This is a genomic window from Xanthomonas dyei, assembly GCF_002939865.1.
In the GTDB taxonomy this organism is placed as follows: domain Bacteria; phylum Pseudomonadota; class Gammaproteobacteria; order Xanthomonadales; family Xanthomonadaceae; genus Xanthomonas; species Xanthomonas dyei.
Window position 1 is genome coordinate 1 of sequence record NZ_MDEE01000044.1, and the last position, 24,655, is coordinate 24,655.

Annotated in this window: 18 protein-coding genes and 1 pseudogene; 8 read left to right on the forward strand and 11 right to left on the reverse strand. The window is 64.6% G+C overall.

What is annotated here, in order from left to right:
• The 4 genes and pseudogenes from XdyCFBP7245_RS24310 to XdyCFBP7245_RS20065 form a co-directional block, all read left to right on the forward strand.
• The coding region (locus tag XdyCFBP7245_RS24310) for a hypothetical protein (RefSeq protein ID WP_211287751.1) at window positions 1-248 on the forward strand (248 nt) is incomplete at its 5' end.
• 123 nt (window positions 249-371) lie between these two features.
• The gene (mtnA, locus tag XdyCFBP7245_RS20055; RefSeq protein WP_104617186.1) at window positions 372-1,436 is read left to right on the forward strand and encodes an S-methyl-5-thioribose-1-phosphate isomerase; all 1,065 of its coding nucleotides are present in this window, start codon (window positions 372-374) and stop codon (window positions 1,434-1,436) included.
• A gap of 210 nt (window positions 1,437-1,646) precedes the next feature.
• On the forward strand, window positions 1,647-4,355 hold the full coding sequence (gene gyrA, locus XdyCFBP7245_RS20060; protein ID WP_104617187.1) for a DNA gyrase subunit A: 2,709 nt from the start codon (window positions 1,647-1,649) through the stop codon (window positions 4,353-4,355).
• Window positions 4,356-4,578: 223 nt separating this feature from the next.
• A pseudogene (locus tag XdyCFBP7245_RS20065) lies at window positions 4,579-7,050 on the forward strand (membrane-bound PQQ-dependent dehydrogenase, glucose/quinate/shikimate family).
• 173 nt (window positions 7,051-7,223) lie between these two features.
• Here the strand turns inward: XdyCFBP7245_RS20065 and XdyCFBP7245_RS20070 are convergent.
• The 6 genes from XdyCFBP7245_RS20070 to hutI all read right to left on the reverse strand — a co-directional run bounded on the left by XdyCFBP7245_RS20070 (window position 7,224) and on the right by hutI (window position 15,351).
• Window positions 7,224-7,964 carry a hypothetical protein gene (locus XdyCFBP7245_RS20070; protein WP_104617188.1) on the reverse strand — a complete coding sequence of 247 codons (741 nt, stop codon included), beginning with the start codon at window positions 7,962-7,964 and terminating at the stop codon, window positions 7,224-7,226.
• 314 nt (window positions 7,965-8,278) lie between these two features.
• A complete protein-coding gene (locus XdyCFBP7245_RS20075) occupies window positions 8,279-9,382 on the reverse strand; it encodes an acyltransferase family protein (protein ID WP_104617189.1) in 1,104 nt (367 codons plus the stop codon).
• Between the two features lie 490 nt (window positions 9,383-9,872).
• A complete protein-coding gene (hutU, locus tag XdyCFBP7245_RS20080; RefSeq protein WP_104617190.1) occupies window positions 9,873-11,540 on the reverse strand; it encodes a urocanate hydratase in 1,668 nt (555 codons plus the stop codon).
• A gap of 16 nt (window positions 11,541-11,556) precedes the next feature.
• Window positions 11,557-12,414 carry an N-formylglutamate deformylase gene (gene hutG / locus XdyCFBP7245_RS20085; RefSeq protein ID WP_104617191.1) on the reverse strand — a complete coding sequence of 286 codons (858 nt, stop codon included), beginning with the start codon at window positions 12,412-12,414 and terminating at the stop codon, window positions 11,557-11,559.
• Between the two features lie 172 nt (window positions 12,415-12,586).
• Window positions 12,587-14,128 carry a histidine ammonia-lyase gene (gene hutH / locus XdyCFBP7245_RS20090; RefSeq protein WP_104617192.1) on the reverse strand — a complete coding sequence of 514 codons (1,542 nt, stop codon included), beginning with the start codon at window positions 14,126-14,128 and terminating at the stop codon, window positions 12,587-12,589.
• Between the two features lie 17 nt (window positions 14,129-14,145).
• Complete coding sequence (gene hutI / locus XdyCFBP7245_RS20095; protein WP_104617193.1) at window positions 14,146-15,351, reverse strand: imidazolonepropionase; 1,206 nt, start codon at window positions 15,349-15,351, stop codon at window positions 14,146-14,148.
• A gap of 60 nt (window positions 15,352-15,411) precedes the next feature.
• Between hutI and XdyCFBP7245_RS20100 the strand changes: the two genes are divergently transcribed.
• Entirely contained in the window at window positions 15,412-16,782 is a 1,371-nt protein-coding gene (locus tag XdyCFBP7245_RS20100; RefSeq protein ID WP_104617194.1) for a formimidoylglutamate deiminase, read from the forward strand.
• Window positions 16,783-16,824: 42 nt separating this feature from the next.
• Window positions 16,825-17,562 carry a histidine utilization transcriptional repressor HutC gene (gene hutC / locus XdyCFBP7245_RS20105; RefSeq protein ID WP_170068721.1) on the forward strand — a complete coding sequence of 246 codons (738 nt, stop codon included), beginning with the start codon at window positions 16,825-16,827 and terminating at the stop codon, window positions 17,560-17,562.
• A 528-nt stretch (window positions 17,563-18,090) separates the two neighbouring features.
• On the opposite strand, the gene XdyCFBP7245_RS20110 is transcribed toward hutC, so the two are convergent.
• The 3 genes from XdyCFBP7245_RS20110 to XdyCFBP7245_RS20120 all read right to left on the reverse strand — a co-directional run bounded on the left by XdyCFBP7245_RS20110 (window position 18,091) and on the right by XdyCFBP7245_RS20120 (window position 20,594).
• Complete coding sequence (locus XdyCFBP7245_RS20110) at window positions 18,091-19,089, reverse strand: restriction endonuclease (protein ID WP_104617195.1); 999 nt, start codon at window positions 19,087-19,089, stop codon at window positions 18,091-18,093.
• Between the two features lie 494 nt (window positions 19,090-19,583).
• On the reverse strand, window positions 19,584-20,144 hold the full coding sequence (locus XdyCFBP7245_RS20115; protein ID WP_104617196.1) for a phasin family protein: 561 nt from the start codon (window positions 20,142-20,144) through the stop codon (window positions 19,584-19,586).
• A 174-nt stretch (window positions 20,145-20,318) separates the two neighbouring features.
• Window positions 20,319-20,594 (reverse strand): polyhydroxyalkanoic acid system family protein, encoded by a 276-nt coding sequence (locus tag XdyCFBP7245_RS20120; protein ID WP_055844595.1) that lies wholly within the window; start codon window positions 20,592-20,594, stop codon window positions 20,319-20,321.
• A 262-nt stretch (window positions 20,595-20,856) separates the two neighbouring features.
• On the opposite strand from XdyCFBP7245_RS20120, the gene XdyCFBP7245_RS20125 reads away from it, so the two are divergent.
• Window positions 20,857-21,666, forward strand: a complete 810-nt coding sequence (locus XdyCFBP7245_RS20125; protein WP_104617209.1) for an FHA domain-containing protein — start codon at window positions 20,857-20,859, stop codon at window positions 21,664-21,666.
• Here the strand turns inward: XdyCFBP7245_RS20125 and msrQ are convergent.
• Together msrQ and msrP are read right to left on the reverse strand one after the other, a co-directional pair.
• Window positions 21,608-22,264, reverse strand: coding sequence for a protein-methionine-sulfoxide reductase heme-binding subunit MsrQ (gene msrQ / locus XdyCFBP7245_RS20130; RefSeq protein ID WP_104617197.1), 657 nt, complete (start codon window positions 22,262-22,264; stop codon window positions 21,608-21,610). The two genes, XdyCFBP7245_RS20125 and msrQ, sit on opposite strands and share 59 nt — an antisense overlap.
• A gap of 154 nt (window positions 22,265-22,418) precedes the next feature.
• The gene (msrP, locus tag XdyCFBP7245_RS20135; RefSeq protein WP_104617198.1) at window positions 22,419-23,387 is read right to left on the reverse strand and encodes a protein-methionine-sulfoxide reductase catalytic subunit MsrP; all 969 of its coding nucleotides are present in this window, start codon (window positions 23,385-23,387) and stop codon (window positions 22,419-22,421) included.
• 176 nt (window positions 23,388-23,563) lie between these two features.
• On the opposite strand from msrP, the gene serC reads away from it, so the two are divergent.
• A complete protein-coding gene (gene serC, locus XdyCFBP7245_RS20140; protein WP_104617199.1) occupies window positions 23,564-24,649 on the forward strand; it encodes a 3-phosphoserine/phosphohydroxythreonine transaminase in 1,086 nt (361 codons plus the stop codon).
• Window positions 24,650-24,655 lie beyond the last annotated feature (6 nt).

Sequence of the window (24,655 nt, forward strand, 5' to 3'; positions counted from 1 at the left end):
AAGGACCAGTGGAGATGGTCGGTGTGCACGGTTGCAAACAAGGCATGGTGTGTTGTTTGGATAACGCCGCGTTTGATCAGCTTCGCAGCGCATTGCGATCGACGGGCAGGCTTCAGCAAAGCAACCGGCAACTTTCCAACGCAATCAGCAAACCGTCCGGTGCGGTGTCCTCGCCGCTTGCGGGACCGTGTGGCGGCATGGATGCCGCCACCGAGCCTACAGGGACGTACTTGCGGCGTGTCCCGTGAGCGGCGAGGGCACCGTACCCTCGACCAACCAGGCTTTTGCGCTTGATGCACTGCCGCGCTAGGACGACGGGCTGAGCATCGCCGGTCACTGACTGGGCTACGCGCGCGCCTTACAATAGGGCGATGAACGACAGCGCCCATATCGATTACGCCCGCTACGACCACATCCGCCCCCTGCTGTGGACCGGCGATGCCCTGGAACTGCTCGACCAACGCAAGCTGCCTTTCGTGGTGGAGCATGTGCGCTGCGAGAGCAGCGATGCGGTAGCCGAGGCCATCCATTCGCTAGCCGTGCGTGGTGCGCCGGCGATCGGTATCGCGGCCGGCTGGGGCGTGGTGTTGGCTGCGCGCGACATCGCTGCCGACGATGGCAGTGCGGCCCTGCAGAAACTCGAACCGGCGCTGTTGCGGCTCAATGCGGCGCGTCCGACCGCGGTCAATCTTGCCTGGGCGTTGATGCGCATGCGCCGTGTGCTGGCCGCGGCCGGCGCCGACTGGCGCGAGGTGATCGCACGCGAGGCACAGGCCATCGCCGATGAGGATCTGGCTGCCAATCGCCACATGGGCGCGCTGGGTGCCGGGCTGATCGCCCCGGGCAGCGGCGTGCTCACTCACTGCAACACCGGCTCGCTGGCCACCGCCGGCTTCGGTACCGCGCTGGGCGTGATCCGCGCCGGCATGGCGCAGCAACGCATCGCCAAGGTGTTCGCCGGCGAAACCCGGCCGTGGCTGCAGGGCGCGCGCCTGACCGTGTGGGAGCTGCAGCAGGACGGCATCGATGCCACCCTCATCGCCGATTCGGCCGCGGCGCATCTGATGAAATCCGGCCTGGTGCAATGGGTGATCGTAGGCGCCGACCGCATCTGCGCCAACGGCGACACCGCCAACAAGATCGGCACCTACCAGCTGGCCATTGCCGCACGCCACCACGGGGTCAAGTTCATGGTGGTGGCGCCGTCGTCGACGGTGGACATGGCCACCAGCGATGGCGATCAGATCGAGATCGAGCAGCGCGATCCAGGCGAGCTGTTCGGCGTGGGCGGGGTGCGGACGGTGGCCGAGGGCATCCATGCCTGGAACCCGGTGTTCGACGTTACTCCGGGCGCGCTGATCGATGCCATCGTCACCGAACGGGGGGTGATCGAGCAGCCCGATCCGGCCCGAATGCAGGCCGCCTTCGGGGCCTGAGCCGGACCGGCAGCAAGATTGCCGCCAACGTCCCGTCAAAATCCCTGCAAGTGCTTGTTTCTGGCCGTAAAGCGACGGTATCGGGAAGCACCTTCGTGGTACAATCTGGGGCTTGAATCGATCGGCGGGAGCGTGGGGTCGGCAGCCTGTGACTAAGGCGCTCCCAACGCGGCTTTCCGGCTCGCCCGCCACCTCACTTACGGAACCCGAATGGCAGAAACCGCCAAGGAAATCATCCAGGTCAACCTGGAAGACGAGATGCGCAAGAGCTATCTCGATTACGCCATGAGCGTGATCGTTGGCCGCGCACTCCCCGATGCCCGTGATGGCCTCAAGCCTGTGCACCGCCGCGTGTTGTTCGCGATGCACGAGCTGGGCGCCCACAGCAACAAGGCCTATTTCAAGTCGGCACGTATCGTCGGCGACGTCATCGGTAAATACCATCCGCATGGCGACCAGTCGGTGTACGACACGTTGGTGCGCATGGCGCAACCGTTCTCGCTGCGCTACATGATGGTGGACGGCCAGGGTAACTTCGGTTCGGTCGACGGCGACTCCGCCGCGGCGATGCGTTACACCGAGTCGCGCATGTCGCGGCTGGCGCATGAGCTGATGGCCGATATCGACAAGGAAACCGTCGATTTCCAGCCCAATTACGATGAAAAGGAACTGGAACCGACGGTCATGCCGACCCGGTTCCCGAGCCTGTTGGTCAACGGTTCGGCCGGTATCGCGGTGGGCATGGCCACCAACATCCCGCCGCACAATCTGACCGAGGCGATCAACGCCTGCATTGCGTTGATCGATACGCCCGAGCTGGATGTCGAAGGCTTGATGGAGTACATCCCGGGCCCGGATTTCCCCACTGCCGGCATCATCAACGGCACCGCCGGCATTGCCGCGGGCTACCGCACCGGCCGTGGCCGCGTGCGCATCCGCGCCAAGGCCGATGTGGAAGTGGCCGACAACGGCCGTGAGGCGATCGTCGTCACCGAGATTCCGTACCAGGTCAACAAGGCGCGGTTGATCGAAAAGATCGCCGAGCTGGTCAAGGAAAAGAAGCTCGAAGGCATCAGCGAGCTGCGCGATGAGTCCGACAAGGACGGCATGCGCATCTACATCGAAATCAAGCGCGGCGAGTCGGCCGAGGTTGTGCTCAACAACCTGTACCAGCAGACCCAGATGGAGTCGGTGTTCGGCATCAACATGGTGGCGCTGATCGACGGCCGCCCGCAGTTGATGAATCTCAAGCAGATGCTGCAGGCGTTCATCCGCCACCGCCGCGAAGTGGTCACCCGCCGCACCATCTACGAACTGCGCAAGGCGCGTGCGCGTGCGCATGTGTTGGAAGGCCTGACCGTTGCGTTGGCCAACATCGATGAAATGATCGAGTTGATCAAGACCTCGGCCAACCCGCAGGAAGCGCGCGAGCGCATGCTGGCCAAGACCTGGGAACCTGGTCTGGTCGGTGCGCTGCTGGGTGCCGCCGGTGCCGAAGCGTCCAAGCCGGAAGATCTGGCGCCGGGCGTGGGCCTGGCCAACGGCTTCTATCAACTCAGCGAAGTGCAGGCCTCGCAGATTTTGGAAATGCGTCTGCATCGCCTGACCGGGTTGGAACAGGAAAAGCTGACCGACGAGTACAAGCAGTTGCTCGAGGTCATCCAGGGCCTGATCCGCATCCTGGAAAACCCCGATGTGCTGCTGCAGGTGATCCGCGACGAGCTGATCAACATCCGCGAAGAGTACGGCGACGAGCGCCGCACCGAGATCCGTCACAGCGAAGAAGATCTGGATATTCTCGATCTGATCGCGCCGGAAGACGTGGTGGTGACCTTGTCGCACGCCGGTTATGCCAAGCGTCAGCCGGTGAGTGCGTATCGCGCGCAGCGGCGTGGCGGGCGTGGCCGTTCTGCCGCAGCGACCAAGGAAGAAGATTTCATCGATCAGCTGTGGCTGGTCAACACGCACGACACGTTGCTGACCTTCACCAGCAGCGGCAAGGTGTTCTGGCTGCCGGTGCATCAGTTGCCGGAAGCCGGCTCCAATGCGCGTGGCCGCCCGATCATCAACTGGATTCCGCTGGAATCCGGCGAGCGGGTGCAAGCGGTGTTGCCGGTGCGCGAATACGCCGATAACCGCTATGTGTTCTTCGCCACCCGCAACGGTACCGTCAAGAAGACCCCGCTCAGCGAATTCGCCTTCCGTCTGGCGCGCGGCAAGATCGCGATCAATCTGGACGATGGCGACGCGCTGGTCGGCGTTGCGCTGACCGATGGCGATCGCGACGTATTGTTGTTCGCCTCCAACGGCAAGACCGTGCGCTTTGGCGAGTCCACCGTGCGTTCGATGGGCCGTACCGCCACCGGCGTGCGTGGTATCCGCATGCCCAAGGGCGAGGAAGTGGTCAGCCTGATCGTGTCCGACCCGGCGGGTGGGATCGAGACAGAGTCCGATGAAGAAGGTGCCGACGACGTCGTCGATAGCGCAGACGGCGCCGATGCGGCGGTGATCGACGTCGCCGAGAGCGACGATATGGCCTACATCCTCACCGCCACCGAGAAGGGCTACGGCAAGCGCACTCCGCTGTCCGAATACCCACGCAAGGGACGCGGCACGCAGGGCGTGATCGGTATCCAGACCAGCGAGCGCAACGGCAAGCTGGTGCGTGCGGTACTGCTGGGCGCCACCGACGAAGTGCTGCTGATCTCCGATGGCGGCACCCTTGTGCGCACACGCGGTTCGGAAATTTCGCGCGTGGGCCGCAACACGCAGGGTGTGACATTGATCCGTCTGTCCAAGGGCGAGAAGTTGCAGGCGGTCGAACGCCTGGACGCATCGCTGGATGAAGTGGACGACGTAGTGGAAGAGGCGAGCGCAACCGCCGAGTCCATCGCGCTGCCGCCGGCAACTGAAGAATGATCGGCTAGCGTCATCGCTGCAGTTGAACGAAAACGCCGGCAATGCCGGCGTTTTTTATTGCATTTTGTTTATTGCGCGCTCGTTTTATTGCAGGCGATGACATGTGCAACGCAGTGTTTAAGCGCCCCCACTGCGAAAAACGCGGTGCTTTCACCGGCGCAGGTCGAAGGTGATTGGCGGTGCGGCGGCGTTGCGTCGTCGCTGAGTCGAAGAGGAACAACTGATGACGAATGTGGATCGTCCTTCCGGTCGCGGCCATTGGGCGCTTGCGATATTGGGAGGCGTGATTGCCGTGCTGGGTGCGGTGTTGCTGGCCGGTGGCGTGTGGTTGGCCGCGCTGGATGGCTCCTGGTATTACGCACCAGCCGGTGCGGCGATGCTGATCGCTGGCGTGTTGCTGTTCCGTGGCCGCAACGCGGGTGCGTGGTGGTTTGCAGCCGTGGTGGCCGGCTCGCTGCTGTGGACGTGGTGGGAGTCGGGCAGCGATTACTGGCGTTGGGTGCCGCGCCTGGGCCTGATCGTGGGCCTGGCGTTCGTGCTCGCGCTGCTGTTGCCCAAGTTGCAACGACCGGTATCGCGCGCGGTGTCGCGCAGCGTGGCAGGCATATTGGCCGCAGTGTTTGTGGTCGCGTTCGTGCTGGCGTTCATTTCGCACGGCGTCACCGAGGCCGATGGCGCGCTGGCGCATGCCGCCGGGACGGCCGGTGGTCTGGTCAATCGCAGTGCACCGGCAGCATCTGCAACGACCGATGCGCAACCGGCCAACGCGCCCGCAGATGGCGATTGGGCGGCGTACGGGCGTAGCCAGGCAGGTCAGCGCTATTCGCCGCTGCAACAGATCAACCGCGACAACGTCGCACAGCTGCAGCAGGCCTGGGTTTTTCATACCGGCGATCTGCCGAGCAAGCGCTGGGGCGCGGAAACCACACCGTTGAAGGTGGGCGACAGCCTGTACCTGTGCACTGCGCGCAACCAGGTGATTGCGCTGGATGCGTCCAGCGGCAAGCAGCGTTGGCGCTACGACCCCAAGGTCAAGGACGAGGCGATTCCGTATACCGCCGCGTGTCGTGGCGTGTCGTATTACGAGGTGCCGGCGGCAGCCAACGCCGGCGCTGCCGAAGTGGCATCCAATGGCTAGGCGCTGTGCCGCACGCGGGTGATCGAAGGCACGCTGGATGGGCGCCTGATTGCGCTGGACGCACGCAGCGGTGAGCTGTGCCCGGACTTCGGCAGCAATGGGCAGGTCGATATCACGGCCGGCATGGGCGACACGCCGCCTGGCTATGTGTCGATCAATTCGCCGCCGGCGATCGTGCGCGGGGTGGTCGTCACCGGGCATCAGGTGCTGGATGGGCAGAAGCGTTACGAGCCGTCCGGTGTGATCGAAGGCTTCGATGCGGTGACCGGTAAATTGCGCTGGGCCTGGGACATGACGCATCCGGACTGGGATGGCGCACCGCCGCCGGGCCAGAATTGGACGCCTGGCACGCCCAATATGTGGACCACCGCCGCTGCGGACGAGCAATTAGGGTATGTGTACCTGCCGATGGGCAATTCCACTGCCGATTACTGGAGCAGCTCGCGCACGCCACAGGAGAATCGCTACGCCACCTCGCTGGTGGCGCTGGACGGCACCACCGGCAAGCCGGTGTGGAATTTCCAGACCACGCATATCGACGCGTGGGATTACGACCTGGGTTCGCAGCCGAGCCTGATCGACTTCCCCAAGGACGGCGTCAATGTGCCGGCAGTGTTGCTGCCGAGCAAGCAGGGCGAGTTGTATGTGCTGGATCGGCGCACCGGCAAGCCGCTGGTTGGCGTGGAAGAACGTGCGGTGCCCGGCGGTGGCGTGGAGCCGCAGATGCGCGCCAAGACCCAGCCGTTTTCGCTGTATCACACGTTGCGCAAGCCGGATCTGACCGAGCGCGATATGTGGGGCATGACCCCGATCGACCAATTGGTGTGTCGTCTCCAGTTCCGCAAGGCCAGCTACAAGGGCATCTACACGCCACCGGAAGCCGATCGGCATTCGATCGAGTATCCCGGTTACAACGGCGGCTCGGATTGGGGCAGCGTGGCGGTGGATCCGCAGCACGGGGTGATCGTGGCCAATTACAACGACATGCCGAACTACAACCTGCTGGTACCGCGTGCCAAGGCCGACAAGCTGGGCTGGGCGCCGCGCGACCAGGTCCGCGGCGATGCAGGCGGCGCAGAAGGCGCGGGCGACCCGCAGGCCGGCACGCCGTATGCGATCAACGTCAATGCCGGCTGGCGGCTGCCGTTTACCAAGCTGTTGTGCAAGGAACCGCCGTATGGCGGCATCCGCGCCATCGACCTGGCCAGCGGCAAGACGCTGTGGGACCGGCCGTTCGGCAGTGCACGCGGCAATGGCCCGTTCGGCATCCGCTCCGGCCTGCCGATCGAGATCGGCACACCGAACAACGGTGGTTCTGTGGTGACGGCCGGTGGTTTGATCTTCATTGCGGCAGCCACCGACGACCTGATCCGCGCCATCGACCTGGCCACCGGCAAGGAACTCTGGCACGCCAAGTTGCCAGCCGGCGGGCAAGCCAACCCGATGGTGTATTCCTACGGCGGCCGCGAGTACCTGGTGATCATGGCCGGCGGCCACCACTTCATGGAAACCCCGGCCGGCGATGCGTTGATCGCCTACGCATTACCGCAGCATTAGTGCTGGAAGTGGAAACAAAAACGCGCCGAGAACGGCGCGTTTTTTTATGCGCTAGCCAAGCTCGGCGTCAAGGCCATTAATCCACACAGACGCGTTGACCCAACAGTTCCCCGATCGCACGCTTTTGCGATTCCCGATTCCCGATTCCCGATTCCCGATTCCCGATTCCCGAATCACTGCTCCGCTGTCACCGCCACCGCCACCACATCGTCCTGCACTGCGTCCTGCACATCCTGCGCCAGCGTCGCCTTGACGATGATCGAGCGAATCGCGTCGGTGGCCTCCGACAGCGGCACATCGCTGCTCAAGCGCTGGAAGGTGTCGCGGCTGTTGTAGCCGGAGCCATCCTTCAGATAGTGCTCGTACATCGACAGCAGATCCTGGCAGGCGGTGATCAATGCCGCGATATTGCCGCGCACCAGCGCGTGGCCAACCTGATCGAAGCTGTGCAGGCAGTCGGCCAGCCAATGCAGATCGTAGCGCGCCGTGCTGGGCTCGGGCGCATTGTGACCGCGGCTATAGGCGCTGTAGCGACGCAGGCTGCGTGCGACGCGCGCGACATGGGCAAACAGCGTGCCGATCTCGTTGGCGATATCCAGACGCTGCACCATGACCATCGGAATCACTTGCTCGGGGACCTCTGGGCGCTGCTGTTCTACGGCGTTTTGTTCATGCTGCTCCAGCGACTGCTTGAGCACGGTGTAACTGCGCTGCAACGATTCCAGCTCCAGCGTGGTGGCCGCAGCGCGTGCCTTGAGCTGCGACAGCGCCGCCTGATAGCGCGCAAGACTGTCCTGGGTACTGGCGTGCTGCCCGTACTCGGCAGCGAGCTGGCGCCCACGCACGAACGCCAGCCCCGTGGCGATAAGCGCCCAGAGTGCGAAAGCAGGCACCAGGTAGATCAGGATGCCCATGAGGATTCCTCGAAACGTTGCATACCTTGTCGGCTTGGCAACGATGTTCTTGAGGGCAATCGTGGACAGACAACCGGCTCAGTGACCCAATAGCCACCATCTGGCCGCGTTGGTTGTCAGCGCTACCACCTGGCGGGCGGCTGTCAGGCAGATGTGGAGGGCGCAGCGCAACCGCAGTAGACGGGCGAGCTATGCCACTTCCGCGCACTGGCTGTGCCCGCCATCTGGGCACCCCGTCGTTTGCCAGCCGCTCTAAACGTAAACGCCTCCGGTCAGGAGGCGTACGTCGTAGGGCGGCAAACAGTGGGCAAGTGTCAGGGCTGCGTAGGCGTACCAGGCGACGCCTGTGTTGCCAGTGTCGTGGGAGGATTGGGCGGTAGCACCGGCGCCGACGCGGGGCGTAGCAGCAGGCGATTGCCCAGCCGGCGCAGCAGGGTGTTCCCGGGCATTTCGACCAGTCGATACATGGCCCACGCCGCAGCGATCGTGATCGCAATGATGGGTACCGCCAGGACCGGCCTCGGTGGCATGCCATCCATCACCGCCAGCGCGGCATAGATCATCGGAATGTTCAGCAGATACATCGAAAAGCTGCATTCGCCGCTGAGCATCATGAAGCGGTTGCCGAGCAGACGCTTGCTGAGGCCGGTATCGAAGGAGAACAGGAAGACAAAGATGCCGGAGAAGCCCGCCGTCTCAAGCGTGAGATAGAGCTCGCGTTTGGAGCCAAGATCCACATCGATCACACCGAGGATCACCAGCGATATCAGTCCGATGACCGCTGCCTGCAGGATCGCCAGCGTGGTCATGTTGCCACTGGCACTCACGCGGCTGCGTATCAGTCCAAACACCACGCCCGCCAGAAAATAATGAATTTTCGATCCGACAAACGTACCGGGCAGTTCCTCTCGGTAGGCGATAAGCACCATGATGGTGCCGAGCACCGCCACCATTAATGCAACATTGTTCTTGTTGTGGAAAGCACGCAACGAGAACCAGATGCCGACGAAGATCACGTAGAACTGAACTTCCGGCGGAATGCTCCATAGCGCGGAGACATTGCCTGAAAACAACAGGTGACGGAGCAGGTTGCTGTGGCTGATGGCATACACAAACTGCGGGTCGATCAGGTTGTAGATCAGGTACGAAGCCAGCACAACTGTGAGATAGGCTGGCGCAATGCGCGAGAACCTTGAAATCGCATAACGGGCCACCGAGCCGTAGTTGGCTTCTTTTTCGCCGTAAAGAAACGCCATCAAAAATCCGCTCAAGGTGAAGAACACCATGACGCCCATCTCACCGGGATAAAGGTGGGTGTCGGTGAAGAATTTTTCTTCAGCCAGATGTGCGTAGACCACCAGCAAGGCGGCAAGGCCGCGAATACCGGTCAACGAATCGATGCGCTGTTCCTGCTGCATGAGTGGGGGCTCTCAGTGTGATCCATGCGAAAAAACCGCGCGCCTGAACTGGCGCGATGTTGCTATGTGGTGCGAAGTTGCCACGGTCAGAGCACCCCCCAGCATCTGACCAGCTGCAAGCCTAGTCGATCGGCGCATTGCGCGTCATCGTTTCATTTCACCGCTGTAGCAATCGTGACAGAGGTCACCATGTGTATCGAGCGGAACAACGGCGACGCAGGCCGAGATGGGCGGTTGATCAGCAAATGCATAATCGCCTCGTGTGAGCCAGTGCGCTGCATCCACGACATGCAAGCTTTATCGCCCAGAGGCGCGAAGATTGCCGAACGTTGCCAGCTTGGCAGGCTATGGCGCATTGGAGACAGCAGCGGCGGTGCGCATGCAGCATGCAGGCTCAAGCGCTGCTGCCACCGTGTGGTGGCAGGCGCATTCGGTCGCTTACACGTGCATTCGTCCAATCAGCACGCGGCATTCGTTTTATCGCGCAACTTCAGATCAGAATCGCCGGCAAATCCAATCCTTTCTCGCGCGCACACTCGGTTGCGATCGCATACCCGGCATCGGCGTGGCGCATCACGCCGGTGGCTGGGTCGTTCCAGAGTACGCGTTCGATGCGCTTGTCGGCCGCTTCGCTGCCATCGCAGACGATGACCATGCCGGCGTGTTGCGAGAAGCCCATGCCGACGCCGCCGCCGTGGTGCAGCGAGACCCAGGTCGCGCCGCTGGCGGTATTGAGCAGGGCATTGAGCAACGGCCAGTCGGACACCGCATCGGAGCCGTCGACCATCGCTTCGGTCTCGCGGTTCGGCGAGGCGACGCTGCCCGAATCCAGATGGTCGCGGCCGATCACCACCGGCGCTTTCAACTCGCCGCTGCGCACCATCGCGTTGAAGGCCAGGCCAAGCCGGTGACGGTCGCCCAGGCCGACCCAGCAGATGCGCGCGGGCAGGCCCTGGAAGGCGATCTTTTCGGCGGCCATGTCCAGCCAGCGATGCAGATGCGCATCGTCGGGAATCAATTCCTTGACCTTGGCATCGGTCTTGGCGATGTCGTCCGGGTCGCCGCTGAGCGCCACCCAGCGGAACGGGCCGATGCCGCGACAGAACAGCGGGCGGATGTAGGCGGGCACGAAGCCGGGGAAGTCGAACGCGTCGGACACGCCTTGCTCCAGCGCCATCTGGCGCAGGTTATTGCCGTAGTCCACGGTGGGCACGCCGAGCGCGTGGAAGGTGAGCATGGCGCGGATATGGTTGGCCATCGCCTCGCGTGCGGCGGCGTCTACTTCCTTGGGCGCGCTGACGCGTTTTGCGTCCCACTCTTCCACGCTCCAGCCTTGCGGCAAATAGCCGTTGACCGGGTCGTGCGCAGAGGTCTGGTCGGTCAGCAGGTCCGGCTTGATCCCGCGTAGCAGCAGTTCGTCGAGGACGTCGGCGACATTGCCGAGCAGGCCGACCGACATCGGCTTCTTCGCCGTGCAGGATTCCTCGATCAGGCGTAGCGCTTCGTCCAGCGAGTCGGTCCAGGTGTCCAGATAGCCGGTGCGCAGGCGCATGTCGATGCTGGAACGGCGGCACTCCACCGCCAGGCACGAGGCGCCGGCCATCACCGCGGCCAGCGGCTGCGCGCCACCCATGCCGCCAAGGCCACCGGTGAACAGCCACTTGCCGGCCAGGCTGCCGCCGTAATGCTGGCGGCCCATCTCCACGAAGGTTTCGTAGGTGCCTTGCACGATGCCTTGCGCGCCGATGTAGATCCAGCTGCCGGCGGTCATCTGGCCATACATCGCCAGACCCTTTTTATCGAGTTCGTTGAAGTGGTCCCAGGTGGCCCAGCGCGGCACCAGGTTGGAGTTGGCGATCAGCACGCGCGGTGCGTCGACATGGGTGCGGAACACGCCGACCGGCTTGCCCGATTGCACCAGCAAGGTTTGGTCGTCGTCCAGGCGGGTGAGTGCGGCCACGATCGCATCGAAGGATTCCCAGTCGCGCGCGGCGCGGCCGATGCCGCCATACACCACCAGTTCCTGCGGGCGCTCGGCTACATCCGGGTCCAGGTTGTTCATCAACATGCGCAGCGGCGCTTCGGTGAGCCAGCTCTTGGCGGTGAGCGTGGTGCCGGTGGCGGCGCGGATGACGCGGGTTGCATCGTGACGGGTCATGCCGGGTTCCTTGCAATCAACGGTTGGCCGCGTGCGGCGCGGTGTCGGATAAGGGCGCAGTGGCGAACTGCAGGCAGGCCAGCAGCACATGCCGCAGCACTGCGCGTAACGCGGCGGCGTGCACCGGCTGCCACGGCGTAGGCCAGTTGTCGGGGGTGATGGTGTCCGGCTCGCGCATGTAGCCGCGGCAGGCCAGTTCCATCTGCAGGGTGTGCACGCCCTGCTCGGGTTGCGCGTAGTGGCGGGTGATCCAGCCGCCTTTGAAACGCCCGTTGCGCACGGTGCTAGAGCCGCTGCTGCGGCACAGCTGTTCCACCGCGTCGGCCAGGGCCGGATCGCAGCTGCGATCGTCGTTGCTGCCGATGTTGAACTGCGGCAACTCGCCGTCGAACAGGTGCGGGATGAAAGAGCGGATCGAATGCGCGTCGTACACCACGATGGTTGCGTGTTGCTGACGCAGGCGCGCGATCTCCTCGGCGAGTGCGGCGTGATACGGGTCGAACCAGCGTGTGCGACGCAGATCGATCTGCGCCTGATCCGGCGCCTGCCCATCGGCATACAGCGGCTGATTGTCGAAGGTGGTCAGGGGGCACAGGCCGGTGGTGTTCTGGCCGGGGTACAGCGAAACGCCGCTCGGGTCGCGATTGACGTCGATGACCGAACGCGAGATGGCGGTGCGCACCGTGGTGGCACCCATCGCCTGTGCGAAGTCGTACACCTGGTGCACCCACCAATCGGCATCGCGGCGCGCCAGCCACGGCGACACGAATTGGTCGGCCACCGTGTCGGGTAGCTCGGTGCCAGTGTGCGGAAAGCTGACAAGCAACGGCGCGTCGCCGCGATGTACTTCCAACCAATCGGGCAGGGTGTTCATCGCTGTGCTCCTTTCGCGCGCGTAGCAGCGAGCAAGCTATGCCAGCGATACGCATAAAGATCATTGTGCTGCTGGGTGCACGACGCAGCCGTCTCGCGTGCATATGCCGCGCTACCAGCCCATGCACCGCGCGGCGCCATGGCACTGCGCAAGTCATGTGCAACCCGCCGCATCATGCGTCCTGCTCCACACCCGGCAGCGCGATCGCCACTGCGTTGGCCAAGGCGCCCGAGCGTACCAGCGCACTGGCTGCCAGCATGTCTGGGTGGAAATAGCGATCGTCCTGCAGCATGGGTACCTGCGCACGCAACAGCGCGCGTGCCGCTTCCAGCGCAGTGCTGGAGCGCAGCGGTGCATGGAAATCGCAGCCTTGCACCGCTGCCAACAACTCGATGCCGATGACGTGCGCGGCATTTTCTGCCATGGCCAGCAGACGTCGCGCGCCATGCGCCGCCATCGACACATGATCTTCCTGATTGGCCGAGGTCGGGATCGAATCGACGCTGGCCGGATACGCGCGCTGCTTGTTTTCCGACACCAACGCCGCAGCGGTGACCTGCGGAATCATGAAACCGGAATTCAGGCCCGGGCGCGGGGTGAGAAACGCCGGCAGACCAGACAACGCCGGGTCGACCAGCATCGCGGTACGACGTTCGCTGATCGAGCCGATTTCGCATACCGCCATCGCCAGCATGTCGGCAGCGAACGCCACCGGCTGGGCGTGGAAATTGCCGCCAGACAAGGCCTCGCCGGTATCGCTGAAGACCAACGGATTATCGGTGACGCCATTGGCTTCGATGTCCAGCGTGCGCGCGGCCTGCCGCATGATGTCCAGCGCCGCGCCCATCACCTGCGGTTGGCAACGCAGGCAATACGGATCCTGTATGCGCACATCGCCGAGGCGATGCGATTCGCGAATCGCCGAGTTGGCCATCAAGGCGCGTAAGGCAGTTGCAGTGGCGATCTGCCCCGGTTGCCCGCGTAAGGCATGGATGCGCGGGTCGAACGGCGTATCCGAGCCTTTTGCCGCTTCCACCGACAGCGCGCCGGTCACCAGGGCGGCCTGCAATACGGTTTCGATCTCGAACAAGCCGGCCAGCGCGCAGGCAGTGGAAAATTGCGTGCCATTGAGCAGCGCCAACCCTTCTTTTGCGCCGAGCACGCGCGGCTGCAACTGCGCATTCGCTAGCGCGTCCGTGGCTGGCAGGCGCTGGTCGCCGACGAAGGCTTCGCCAACGCCAATCATTACCGCCGCCAGATGCGACAGCGGTGCCAGATCGCCGGAGGCGCCGACCGATCCCTGGCACGGCACCACCGGCGTGATGCCCGCACGCAGCATCGCTTCCAGCAACGCCAGCGTGCCCGGTTGCACGCCGGAAGCGCCCTGGGCAAGGCTGGTGAGCTTGAGCGCCATCATCAGTCGCACCACCGGCACCGGCGTGGGCTCGCCGACGCCGGCCGCATGCGACAACACGATATTGCGCTGTAAGGTCTGCAGGTCTTCGCGCTCGATGCGCACGCTGGCCAGCTTGCCGAAGCCGGTGTTGACCCCATAGACCGGCTCGCCGCGCGCGACGATCGCCTCCACCGTCTGCGCGCTGCGCAGCACTGCGGCCGCACACGCAGCGTCCAGCGCCACATCGGCGCCGCGATACAGCGCACGCCACTGCGCCAGCGTTACCTGGCCGGGTTGCAACACAACAGAAGCACTCATGACAACTCCACGAACAATCAGGTCGAATGCCCGCGCCAGATGCGGGCATGAAGAGGGTTGAAGCCCATGCGATAGACCAGGTCGGCCGGCGCGTCGATGTCCCAGATCGCCAGGTCGCAGTCCATGCCGGCGCGCAGCTGTCCCAGCCGTGCATTGCGGCCGAGCGCACGCGCCGCTTCGCGGGTGAAACCGGCGATGCATTCGTCCACCGTCATGCGGAACAACGTGGCCGCCATGTTCATCGCCAGCAGCGGGCTGGTCAGCGGTGAAGTGCCCGGATTGCAATCGGTAGCCAGCGCCAGCGGTACACCGGCCGCGCGCAGCGCATCGATCGGCGGCAGCTGGGTATCGCGGGTGAAATAGAACGCGCCGGGCAGCAACACCGCCACGGTGCCGGCAGCAGCCATCGCATCGACGCCGGCCTGGTCCAGATACTCGATATGGTCGGCCGACAACGCACCATGGCGTGCCGCCAGTGCCGCGCCGTGCTGGTTGCTCAATTGCTCGGCATGGATCTTGACGCGCAAGCCCTGTGCCTGCGCGGCGACGAACACCTGTTCGGCCTGTGCGGGCGAAAACGCCAGGTGCTCACAGAACACGTCGACCGCTTCGGCAAGCCCTTGCGATGCAATTGCCGGAATCATCTGCGTGCAGACCGCATCGATGTACTGCTGCGCATCGCTCCCCGGCGGGACCGCGTGCGCGCCTAAAAATGTCGGCACGACTTCCACCTGACGCAGGGTTGCGAGCTGGCGCGCCACGCGCAGTTGCTTGGTTTCGTCCTCCAGTGTGAGCCCGTAGCCGGATTTGATTTCCAGCGTGGTCACGCCCTCGGCGAGCATGGCATCCAGGCGCGGCAGGCTGGCGGCGAGCAACGCGGCATCGTCTGCGGCGCGGGTGGCGCGCACGGTGGCCATGATGCCGCCACCGGCCGCGGCGATCTGCGCATAGCTGGCGCCGCGCAGGCGTTGCTCGAATTCGTTGGCGCGATTACCCGCATACACCAGATGGGTGTGGCAATCGATCAGGCCCGGGCTGATCCAGCGCCGCTGGCAATCGTGCGTGCTATCGGCTTCAAGCGCGGGCGCCTGCGCCGCCGCGCCGGCATACACGATGCGGCCGTCCCGACAGGCGATCACGCCATCGTCCACGATGCCCAGCCCACTATCGGCGGCGTCCAGGGTCATCAGCTGCGCGTTGTGCCAGAGAACGTCGCAATGCATGGCGCAGGCTCGTGGTGTCTGATATGTATATACAATAGAGTCGTCAATCGAGGGTGTCCAGTGGCAGATCAACCGGTACAAGCGTTGTGGGCAGCGCGGGCGCTGTTGCCGAGTGGCTGGGCGGGCGGTGTGCGGATCACGCTCGAGCAGGGGCGCATTGCCACCGTGCAGACCGATGCGGCCGCCGCCGCCACCGATACGCGCGCCGAGGTGCTGGTGCCTGGCCTGGGCAACCTGCACAGCCATGCGTTTCAGCGCGGCATGGCCGGCCTGACCGAAGTGGGTGGACGCAGCGGCGACAGCTTCTGGAGCTGGCGCGAGCTGATGTACCGCTTCGTCGACCGGCTGGACCCGGACAGCCTGCAGGCAATCGCCGAGCAGGCGTATGTGGAAATGCTGGAGAGCGGCTTTACCCGCGTTGGCGAATTCCATTATCTGCACCACACCGTCAGCGGTGCCCCTTACGCGCATGCTGGTGAGATGTCCGAGCGCATCGCCGCTGCCGCCGCCAGTACCGGGATCGGGCTGAGCTTGCTGCCGGTGTTCTACGCGCACTCGGATTTCGGCGGGGCTGCACCGAGCGCTGCGCAAAAGCGCCTGATCCACGACATCGATGGGTTTGCGCGCCTGCTCGAGGACTGCAGGCACAGTCTCAAGACATTGCCGGATGCCGTACTCGGGCTGGCGCCGCACAGTTTGCGCGCGGTCACGCCGCAGCAACTGGCGGCGTTGGTGCCGCTCACCGATGGCCCCATCCACATCCATATCGCCGAACAGCAGCGCGAAGTCGACGCCTGCCTGGCCTGGTCGGGCCAGCGTCCGGTGCAATGGTTGCTGGCCAACGCACCGGTAGCGGCGCGTTGGTGCCTGGTGCACGCCACGCATGTGGACGCTGCGGAGCTGCAGGCGATCGCCGACAGTGGCGCGGTGGTCGGGCTGTGCCCGATCACCGAGGCCAATCTGGGCGACGGGCTGTTTCCGATGCAGGCATTCGCTGCGGCCGGGGGGCGCTTTGGCGTGGGCTCGGATTCGAACGTGCTGATCGATGCGGCCGAAGAACTGCGCCTGCTCGAATACGGCCAACGGCTGCGCCTGCAGGCGCGCAACGTGCTGGCGCCTGCCAACGTTTCGAGCGGGCGCTGGTTGTACGAGCGGGCGGGCGAGGGTGCAGCGCAGGCGCTGGGTGTCGCGCAGCACGGGATCCGGGTCGGTGCTGCAGCCGATCTGGTGGAACTGGACGCCAGCCATCCGTCCTTGCTCGCACGCAGCGACGACGCGTTGCTGGACAGCTGGCTGTTCGCCGCACGCGCCACTACGGTGCGTCACGTCTGGCGCGGCGGGCGGCAGGTGGTGCACGATGGGCGGCATGTCGATCGTGCGCGCATCGCCACGCGTTTTGCCCACGTGTTGCGAACAATGCTGGGCAACTGAGCCGATGCGCGCACAATGCAGGTCTGACCGGAGACTGCAGCTTTGACCGCCCCCCCCATCGCCGCACCCGGCACCTTGCATCACCGTATCCGGCAGGATCTGGAGCAACGCATTCATAGCGGCGACTGGCCGCCCGGCCATCGCATCCCGCCCGAACACGAGTTGATGACGCAGTACGGTTGCTCGCGCATGACCGTCAACAAAGTGCTCGGCCTGCTCGCCGATGCCGGCATGATCGAGCGCCGCCGCCGCACCGGCTCGTTCGTGGCCCGGCCGCATCCGCATCTGGAGCAGGTGGCGCTTTCGATCCCGGATATCGAGGTGGAAATGACCACGCGCGGCCACCTCTACACGTTTTCGCTGTTATCGCGCCGGTTGCGCAACGTGCGCCAGCGCGTGCCGCAGGAGCGCACGTTGGGCAGCACCGGCAAGCTGTTGGCGCTCGATAGCGTGCACCTTGCCGACGGTAGCCCGTTTGCGCTGGAACAGCGCGTGATCGATGTAACCACCGTACCCGACGCGTTGGCGCAGACGTTCACCGACGTGGCGCCCGGGAGCTGGCTGTTGCGCAACGTGCCGTGGACGCGCGCCGAGCACCGCATCAGTGCGGTCAGCGTCGACGCAGCGCAAGCCAAGTGCCTGCAGGTCAACGAAGGTGCGGCGTGCCTGGTGATCGACCGCCACACCTGGCGCGGCGATCAACCGGTGACCTATGTGCGCCAACTGTTTCTGGGCGGCTCCTACGATCTGGTCGCGCGGTTTGCGCCCGGGATGCGTTAAGGGCCGGTGCTGGAACGTTTGGGTTGGACGTCGGTAACGGTGCTGTTGTTGATAGCGGCGTGATCGATAGCGACGTGTAGCAGGCATGGTCGCTCGCATCTGGTCAGCGGCTGCATTCACGCCGCAAATCGAATGCGAAATACCGCGCGTCGTCGGCCGGCAACGCGGTGTATCGCAACATCGTGCTTAGAGAAGACCGCGACTTCGATGGCTGCAGGCAGTCGGCTGGCCCATCTGCATCAGGCCATCGCCGCCTTGCCGCTTCGCGCGTACGAATGCTGTCTCGGCGGGATCGGGCGAATAAAGCATCGCGCCTTCAAAGGCTGCAGGTCATCAGCCGGCCCATCTGCGTCACGACATCTTGTGCTTGTCGCTGATCGTGTTTACGACTGCACGAGTTTCCAGCTGATCGTGAACACGATTGCCGTCTCGACCAGTCGAGCCCACAGCAAACCGCCGTGTTCAATGGCGCGAGGCAATCCGCGCGTCGTCGCCCACCATCAGTCACACCCCATCAGTCACACCCCATCAGATCGTGGTGCATTGCCGCCAGCGCACCGGCTCGTCCACACCCGGGCGGGGATTGAGCTGCACGCGCACCGTGCGCAGATAGGGGTAGCGCTCCAGCTCCTGGCAGATCAAGGGCCAGGCCACGCTGTCTTCCACAGTGCGATCCACCGCCAGCGTTGCCTGGGTGATCCAGATGCCGCGCACCAGGCCCGGCGTCTGCGCCAGGGTTTTGGACACTGCGTGACGATAGCCTTGCAGCGTCGCCTCATCCGGCTCTGCCGCAGTTGCCGGCGGTGGTGTGGCTGCCGTGGTCGACGCCGCCGCGGGCGCAGCCTGCGACGCGTTCCCTGGCGAGGTGGCCAACGATGGTGTGCGCGGTGCCGCAACAGCCGGTGTACGCGCAGCGGTCACGGTCTGCGCCGGGGCGGGCGGGCGCAGCGCCAGCACCGCGACCAGCGCCAGCGTGGCCAATGCGGCACCGGCGATGATGCTGTGGCGGATCGCCCGTCGCCGCGCCATGTTGACCACGTCGGTTTCCACATCGCCTGGCAGATACGGCTTGAGCAGCGGCCATAGCCGCGTGCCATCCAGGACTTCGATGGACTGCTTTTCTGCAGCGGCCAGGCCTTCGCGCTCCATGCGGCCCTCGGTCACCATCACGCCGCCGCCGGCACCGGCCAGCCGCGCCATTGCGCCCAGCTCATTGACTGCCGCCACGCCGATGCGATAGCCGCGGCCATGCTTGCAGGCCACCAGGCGGGTGCCGTGATCGGTCTGCATCATGAAGTCCGCGGTGGGCAGGCCGTCCTGCGGCAGCTGAAGCGGTTGCCAGCCGCGTTGGTCCTGCAGCACCCGAAGTACCACGGCGGAAAAATCGCGCCAGTGCATGGCCGCCAGGGCGCGGATGCCCGCATCGGTTTCGTTGGCGCGGCGTCGCACCAACCAGAAATAGACAGACACCGCCAGCCAGAGCAGCAGTGCAGCCAGGAGCGCCAAGATCCAGGAAGGCATAAGCATCAAGCGAAGGTATGGCGCGTATAACGAATCGGTACGCCTAGAAGAATCCTTCGCGCAGGTTTCGTCAATGGATCGCAGGCGGTGATGTCGCGAGCCGTGACCCAGACAACGAAAGACCCGCCAGTCCGAAGCCGTGAGGGGAGGGGAGCAAACGGACTTCGTGTTACAGGACTGGCGGGCCCGTCCCGATTGTCTGAAAAATAATGTTGCTTTGCAACATTGGGCTGGATGGGGTGATTGATCAATCAAGAGCGTGCAAGCGTGTCTAGCGTCGCCGAACTGACACTGCTCGCGCACCATCGTGTGCAATGGAGGTAGCCTGCTTTTAGGGCCCGTCAACGTCCGCCTGAAGGACGTCTCCATGGTACTCATGGCCCACAGATGATCCGCTTCTGAAGGTCTGCACGGGCAACCCACGTGCAGACCCGATTGCTAACGGAAGATATCCGCCGCTGCGACGCATCGGATTTCGCTACCACCTGCGGCAGTGGGGCTTATTCCCCGTCGAACGCAGCGGGACTGCCGGTCCCAGACGTATTGCCTGTCGACGAGCCCGCACCGCTCGCGTCGCTGCTGGCGGCTTGCGCGGCCTGGTTGGCGGTGCGGTTGGCCCGCTTGGTGGCGGCGGTGTTGGCCCGCACCTGTGCCTTCAGCGATTCGACCTCGCGACGCAGGTTTTCCAGTTCGTCCTGCTCGGGGATATTGAGCGTGCGCAGCACGCCTTTAACCCGGTCGTCGAACGCCTTGCCCAGCTTGTCCCAGCCGCGCACGGCAGTATCGCGCGCCTGCTCGAACTGGGTTTCCACTTCCTCGCGCAGCTCGTCCACGCTATCGGCCGCCTTGCGCTGCCCGGTGCGCTCGTAGGCGGCGCCTTCGCGCACCAACGAGTCGAACAACTTGCCGCCTTCGCTCTGCACGCGGCCCAGTGCGCCAAGTCCTGCCAGCCACACGGTCTGCGCCGACTCGCCAAGCCGTCGCGAAATCTGCTCTGCCTGGGCCTGGAAGCCCGACGCGGTGGTGTCTCGGTTACCGTTCTGATCGTATCCGGTCGTCATGCGATGCTCCTGTCGATTGCCAAAGTGACGTTGCGTTCACCCTAGTGCCGGCCCTGCATCGGGCAGGTGAAGCGGCGCCCGACCCGGCCTGGCCCAAGCATCCGCCCATCGCGTGCGGGGCGGGTGACTTGGCGCTGAAGCAGCTGCAGCAACCGCAACCGCAACCGCGTCTGCTCAGGCGAGCTTTTCGGAGAGCAGGCGACGGATTTCCGATTCCACCATCGGCTGCACGGCCGACAGCAGGAAGCCAAGCTCGGCTGTGACATGTACCTGCTGCGGCAACAGCGCGATCGCGCCATCCACGCCGGCGCGGGAGATGCGCAAGGTATCGCCTTCCCAGTGCGAGGCGACACCGTAGCGATCGGTCAACTTGCGCGCCGCCTCGTCGATCGCCGCGCGGGCCTGTGCCGGTGGCAGGGAATGGTCGTGGCGGATATCGATGCTGGACATGAGCTGCCTGGGTAAGACGATAAGGAGTCGCGCATTGTGCGCATGCGCGCGTCCGGCTCCAAGTGCAGCCGTGGGCAGCGAGGCCGCATTGCAGCGAGCAGAGCGACCACGCGGCGATGCGCGGCAAGAGACGCGGCCTGTATTTCGATCGCGCGCACAGGCTGTGAACACGCACGGCATCGACTGCGCGCGCTGCCGGCATTCACTCAAGAGCGCGAGGTTGTTGGCCGCGGGCGTGAGCAAACCTGCTAGTCTGCGGCGGGTGCGCGACCTGCAAGTTCATTTCACTCACCGGCAGCAGCCGGATCACTCCCTCAAGCCCGGCGTCCACCGGATCGTCCGTCATGCCTCCGGCAGCGTGCGTGTGGTGGCTGACGCCCAGGGGGCGCTGCTGTTGGCGCAGTTCTGCCTGGACCAGCGCGGGTTGTGGTTGCAGGTGGCCAACGGCATCCGCGGCATCCACGTCAACGGGCGCCCGGTACGGCGCATGGCGTTGCTGCGCCCCGGCGATGCGATCTACGCCGATGGCGTGGAGATGCTGTTGCGCAGTGCGCCTTCAACCGCACCGGCCAACGATGCGCCACAAGACGATGCCGGCCTGAGCGAAGTCTGTCTGCTGTTACGCGGGCTGGGCGGCCGTCACCACGGGCGCAGCTTTACCCTCGACCGCTCGCGCCTGGTCGGCAGCGACCCGGCGTCGGACATCGTCATCGACGACCCTGCCTTTGCCGCGCAACACGCGCGCCTGGAGCGTCACGGCGACCGCGTGCTGATCCGCGATCTGGGGTCGGAAGAGGGCAGCTGGATCAACGGCGTGCAGGTGCGCGATGGCTGGCTGCAAGCCGGCGACCAAGTCGTGTTCGATGCCCGCCACCGCTTCGTGGTGGAAGTGCCGCGCATCCATCACGGCACCACCTGGGACATCCCCGATTCCGAACCGCCGCTGCCACCGCGTGCCATCAGCGAGCCGGCGCGCGCGCCGATGAAGGTGGCGCGTTGGCCGTGGCTGCTGCTCAGCGCGGTGTTGCTGGCGGCGGCGCTGAGCGCCTTGCTGTGGTTCGGCGCGCGCTGAGTTTTTTCCAGACCCGCCAGCCCAGCAGGGCTGCGAGGATGCCGGCATACAGCGCCGGCTCGCGGATATCGGACTTCACCAGCCACCAGAAGTGCAGCACGGCCAGCACACCGATCGGATAGATCAACTGATGCAGGCGGCCCCAGTTGCGTTTGAGTCGACGCATCCAGCCCTGGGTCGAGGTGATCGCCAGCGGCAGCAACAGCAGCCACGCCGCAAAGCCCACGGTGATGTAGGGGCGCTTGAGAATCTCTTCGAAGATCTGCGTCCAGAAGCCGCGCAGGTCCAGGCTCAGGTACACCGTCAGGTGCACGCTGGCGTAGAAAAAGGCGTATAGCCCCAGCATGCGGCGGAAGCGGATCAGCACGGCCTGGCCGGTGAGCTGGCGTAGCGGCGTGATCGCCAGCGTAATCAACAGAAAGCGCAGCGCCCACAACCCGGTGCGATGCTCGATCTCGGCCACCGGGTCGGCGCCCAGCGCATCGCTGCCGGTCTGCCACACCTGCCAGAACTGCCAGGCCAGCAAGGCGATCGGCGTCAGTGCGGCGGCATGCACCGCCACCTTGGCGGCAATCAGGGAAGCAGAGGTCTTGGCCATGCGATCTCGAAGAGGGAAGCGATGCCGCGCGGGCATGAAGCGCGCGCTGGCATGAAACGTAGGAGCGCACCGGGGCGCGATGGGCTTTCCTGATAATGCCCATCGCGCCCGGGTGCGCTCCTACGCGATGGATGTCACGCTGACGGTTGCCGCACTAGAACCACTTCTTCAGGTCCATACCCGCATACAGCGATGCCACCTGATCGGCATAGCCGTTGAACGGCTTGGTCGCGATACGTTCGGCAAACAGCTTGCTGGCGGTACCGGCGATGCGGCGCTCGGTCTTCTGGCTCCAGCGCGGGTGGTCCACCGCCGGGTTGACGTTGGAAAAGAAGCCGTATTCCGAAGGCTGCAGATCGTGCCAGGCGGTCTCGGGCATCTTTTCGACGAAGCGAATTTCCACAATCGACTTGATGCTCTTGAAGCCGTACTTCCACGGCACCACCAGACGCAATGGCGCGCCGTTCTGCTGTGGCAGCGGTTTCCCGTACAGGCCGGTGGCCAGCAAGGCCAGCGGATGCATCGCTTCATCGATGCGCAAGCCTTCGCGGTAAGGCCAGTCGATCGAGCGGTAGCGCACGCCCGGCATCTGCTGCGGGTCGGCCAGGGTGGTGAAGGAGACGTACTTGGCTTTGGAGGTCGGCGCGAAACGCTTGAGCACCTCGCCCAACGGCACGCCGGTCCACGGGATCACCATCGACCAACCTTCCACGCAGCGCAGCCGGTAGATGCGCTCTTCCGGCGTGATGCCCTTGAGCAATTCGTCCAGCGACAGGCTGCCGGGCTTTTCGCATTCGCCGCTCACCTTCATCGACCACGGCGACAGCTTGAGCGTTTTGGCGGCCTTCGACGGATCGGTCTTGTCGGTGCCGAACTCATAGAAATTGTTGTAGCTGGTGACGTCTCCCAGCTTGGTCAATTCTTCGGTGGTGCGGAAGCCGCTCCGCGCCTGCGCCGGCGTCACTACCGTCTTGGGCGGTGGCGGCGGGTCGGCCTCGGCGCACCCGGCAATGCCCAGTGCCGGGGTCAGCGCAAACAGCTGCAGCAGCCGGCGCCGGTCGCGGTAGACGGACTCATCGGTGATCTCGCTGGACGGCAGTTTGAAAGCATCGCGAAACGACATGGCAGGCTCCGGCAGTGGCTGCAGCGTGAGAGTAGCCCACCGGGGCGGAAGTTCGTCCCGTGGCTGTCACCACGTTACGTGAGGCTCAGTCAAAAGGATGCAGCTGCAACTTTTTTGCCCGCTGCCAAGCCCGATGCGCTGCGGCATACTAGAAGGCTAGCTCGACAAGGTGTGCCATGACACGCGCGTTCAATTTCAGTGCCGGCCCTGCAACATTGCCGGAATCGGTCCTGCGGCAGGCGCAGGCGGAGATGGTCGAGTGGAATGGCGTTGGCGCCTCGATCGTGGAAATCAGCCACCGCAGCGCCGATTTCATGGCCGTCGCGGCCGCGGCCGAAGCCGATCTGCGCAGTTTGTTGTCGATTCCCGACGACTACGCGGTGCTGTTTACCGCCGGTGGCGCCACCACCATCCAGGCGCTGTTGCCGCTGAATTTCGCCGCGCCCGGGCAGGCTGCCGATTATGTGATCACCGGGCACTGGGGCAAGACCGCAATCAAGCAGGCGGCGCCGTACGTGGATGCGCGCATTGCCGCAGACGCACAGGCAGATGGGTTTATCGACATCCCGCCGGTGGCCAGCTGGACCTTGTCGCCGCACTCGGCCTACGTGCACATCACCGCCAACGAGACCATTCACGGCGTCGAATTTCGCGACACGCCGGATGTCGGCACCTTGCCGCTGTTCGCCGATTTCAGCTCGTCGATTGCGTCCGAGCCGCTGGACATTTCGCGCTATGGGTTGATCTACGCCGGTGCGCAAAAGAATCTGGGCCCGGTCGGCATTTCGGTGCTGATCGTGCGTCGCGATCTGCTGGAGCGCGCCGGTCAACCGCGTGCGGACATCTTCAACTATGCCTCGCATGCCGCGCGCGATTCGATGCTCAACACCCCGCCGACCTGGAACTGGTACCTGCTCGGGCTCACCGTGAAGTGGATGCTCGAACAGGGCGGGGTGGAAGAGTTCGCGCGTCGCAACGCCGAGAAAGCCGCGTTGGTGTACGGCGTCATCGATGGTTCGGGCGGCTTCTACCGCAACCTGATCAAGCCGGCGGTGCGCTCGCGTATGAATATTCCGTTCTTTCTGCCGAACGAGCAGCTGGACGCATTGTTCGTCAGCGAATCCAAGGCCGCCGGCCTGTTGGCACTGAAGGGCCATAAAGCCGTCGGCGGCATCCGCGCCTCGCTTTACAACGCCATGCCGGTGGCTGGCGCGCAAGCGCTGGTCGCCTTCATGCACGACTTTCAGCAGCGTCACGGCTGAGTCCCA

Bases quoted from the DNA above. Each gene is read 5' to 3' on its own strand.
- XdyCFBP7245_RS20075 (WP_104617189.1), bottom strand. From the start codon at position 9,382: ATGCAGCAGGAACAGCGCATCGATTCGTTGACCGGTATTCGCGGCCTT.
- XdyCFBP7245_RS20120 (WP_055844595.1), bottom strand. From the start codon at position 20,594: ATGTCCAGCATCGATATCCGCCACGACCATTCCCTGCCACCGGCACAG.
- hutH (WP_104617192.1), bottom strand. From the start codon at position 14,128: ATGAGTGCTTCTGTTGTGTTGCAACCCGGCCAGGTAACGCTGGCGCAG.
- XdyCFBP7245_RS20070 (WP_104617188.1), bottom strand. From the start codon at position 7,964: ATGGGCATCCTGATCTACCTGGTGCCTGCTTTCGCACTCTGGGCGCTT.
- msrQ (WP_104617197.1), bottom strand. From the start codon at position 22,264: ATGGCCAAGACCTCTGCTTCCCTGATTGCCGCCAAGGTGGCGGTGCAT.
- hutU (WP_104617190.1), bottom strand. From the start codon at position 11,540: ATGACCCGTCACGATGCAACCCGCGTCATCCGCGCCGCCACCGGCACC.
- hutG (WP_104617191.1), bottom strand. From the start codon at position 12,414: ATGAACACCCTGCCCGATTGGTTGGAAGTACATCGCGGCGACGCGCCG.
- XdyCFBP7245_RS20110 (WP_104617195.1), bottom strand. From the start codon at position 19,089: ATGCTTATGCCTTCCTGGATCTTGGCGCTCCTGGCTGCACTGCTGCTC.
- hutI (WP_104617193.1), bottom strand. From the start codon at position 15,351: ATGCATTGCGACGTTCTCTGGCACAACGCGCAGCTGATGACCCTGGAC.
- gyrA (WP_104617187.1), top strand. From the start codon at position 1,647: ATGGCAGAAACCGCCAAGGAAATCATCCAGGTCAACCTGGAAGACGAG.
- msrP (WP_104617198.1), bottom strand. From the start codon at position 23,387: ATGTCGTTTCGCGATGCTTTCAAACTGCCGTCCAGCGAGATCACCGAT.
- mtnA (WP_104617186.1), top strand. From the start codon at position 372: ATGAACGACAGCGCCCATATCGATTACGCCCGCTACGACCACATCCGC.
- serC (WP_104617199.1), top strand. From the start codon at position 23,564: ATGACACGCGCGTTCAATTTCAGTGCCGGCCCTGCAACATTGCCGGAA.
- XdyCFBP7245_RS20115 (WP_104617196.1), bottom strand. From the start codon at position 20,144: ATGACGACCGGATACGATCAGAACGGTAACCGAGACACCACCGCGTCG.